Annotated in this window: 2 protein-coding genes; both read right to left on the bottom strand. The window is 52.8% G+C overall.

Annotation, left to right across the window (positions count from 1 at the left end; translation table 11 throughout):
- Positions 1–920: 920 nt before the first annotated feature.
- Positions 921–1,649: a hypothetical protein gene (locus FYC48_RS25565; RefSeq protein WP_149499650.1), complete on the bottom strand. Its 729-nt coding sequence runs from the start codon at positions 1,647–1,649 to the stop codon at positions 921–923.
- Positions 1,650–1,931: 282 nt separating this feature from the next.
- The coding region (locus FYC48_RS28560) for a hypothetical protein (protein ID WP_235034432.1) at positions 1,932–2,251 on the bottom strand (320 nt) is incomplete at its 5' end.

Raw genomic sequence — 2,251 nt, 5'->3', positions numbered from 1 at the left:
CGCGACGGTCATCCAACTCTTCTGGTCAAGTCACTAAGAAAGGGCACCAACCACAGTCCTCCAAACAGAAACAAAAGTCAGCTTCGACCAAGTCAAAGCCGAGGAGTCGGACGAAGGCCAAGCGGTCGGGAAAGCGAGTATCGCATAGCTGACGCAAACAACATCGACGTAACGAATCCGCCCCGTCCGCATGGCCAATCATGAAGCGACAAGGACAACCAGAATCGCTGCCTGGCAACCCATGCATGCTGTCGTAACGAATCGGACCTTATCGCCTTCCCATCCCAAACCACCCGCCAATCACAACACGATCACGAGCTTCGAAGTTGTCTCGACGAGACCCCTCCGAACAGTCGACCAAGGAGAAGACCAACCCGAGTGTGTGAGTGCCGAAACAAGTTGACACCGAACCATCGATCAAGGAACCGTCAGTCACACCTGACGGCAAGCTGGTTCGGACACGTCGCCCTAAAGAATGCACCACACCGCCGGAAGTCAGCTTGCTGCTCACTGACGTCCATCGTCAAAGAAGCCTCCAGGCAAGCACTATCCAACACGGCAAGATGACCCAACTTGGATCGTTGAACCGTGCAAGGACCACTGAGGAAACGCAGTCCACCGCGCGTGGATCTCAACGAAGTTCAATTGCGTTGACACCTCGAATAGTCGTTTAATCCTCATCCTTGTCGCACTGTCACGACAGAGCACCGTTAAGCACTTACCGAACAAGCTCACTCACGAAGACACCGCAAACCAACAATCGATCATGCAATAACAAAACCAACAAAACGGCGGCCCCGCCACTTGCACAACTCGGACTTCATAGTCGGCCGCGATAACCGAGTCGCGGCGTTTGATTTTCCATTGTCAAAAACGGCGACTCCGCGACTTCGCGACTTCGGTTCATCGTATGGTTCGCCCTATCCTTGGTTGAAGTGTTCAGCCAGCCATTTTACCGCCTGTGTACCCATCGTGGGATGCCGCGATAGTTGATTGTAGTGATCCAGCAATTGTTCCTTCGGTTCGCCGAGACGCACAAGTGCATCAATGCACCAAATCGCATCATGAGTCACCCAATTGCAAAATGAATGCGGGACCATCAGTTCGGGTGACCGCCAAATCTGATTGATCGCGTCGTTGAGTGTTGGAACCGTGTCGTTTGATTTTGTGATCCAACAACCCTGGAAGTAGTTCGCCCTGGTGCCGATTTCTGAGTTCTCGATACGGTCGCAAAGAAATGCCACGGCTTCGTTTGTTGGCAAAGTCATTGCGACGGGCATCGCGATGGTTGACCACACCAAGTCGTTTCCGTTGTTAACGATGAATCGCAACATCTTCGCGAAGTTGCGTCCACGGTAATGACAGAAGGATTGACAAAAGTCGAGTTTTTCCGCGTCGGACCACGACGCCCAATCCGTCGAAAGCTGATGGTACGAAATCGTCGCCGATCTATCTCGGAATCGTGAGTCAAGCAATGCGTTTGTACCATCGGGATGCTGATACTCTCGGGACCACTGCGTTTCCCGGGTAAGCCGCGTCCCTTCAAGCAATGCGGCGAAGTCATCGTTCCGCTTACTGGTGAAAGGCCACATGTAGCGAGATTTCTTTTGTGGGCGAACGTTGGTGATAACGGGGTTGCGGCCAAGCATCGTGAACTCAGCAATCAACTGCGCCGCAACTCCCGTTCATCACATGGTTCGTCATGCCTACGGTTGCCGTCGGCTGAAAGTTGGACGGCGCAAAATCATTGTAGCAATTCCAGAATGACCGGAGCGTCAACATCAGTCAGAATTCCGACATCAAACCGTAACACCAAGAGCGATCAACGAGCGACAGAGGTATCGTCGGTATTGGATGGGCCGGTATGTAAATCAGTAGGTTGAGCCAGGAGCAACAGCCAAACCGCTATAACAGGTGCGATCAACAGGCGACTACTGTTCCGTTGTCAATCGATGGGCCACTACGTGAGTCATCCTGTAAGACGAAAGTGACTTGCGCCGCGAATCACCAAGCCAAATTCCGTTTGGACAAGATGACCTATCAACCCGTGACATCAAAAGCGATCCCCAGGAAACAAAGGTCGCGTTACGACGCGATGGGCCCAAGTCCAGCCACAACGACAGGCGTCGGATCTGATCCGCATTCGAAGGTGAATGAACCAACGAACGTGAAGTAGCGCGACGAACGTTGGCGATCACGCGGTCGCCGCGAAAGATCAACCACTTCAATAAATGCAACTCGGCGACTCGTC

It is taken from the genome of Roseiconus lacunae (assembly GCF_008312935.1).
Taxonomy (GTDB): domain Bacteria; phylum Planctomycetota; class Planctomycetia; order Pirellulales; family Pirellulaceae; genus Stieleria; species Stieleria lacunae.
Note: the sequence above shows the minus strand (reverse complement) of the source record. Positions and strands in the feature narration are given on the sequence as shown.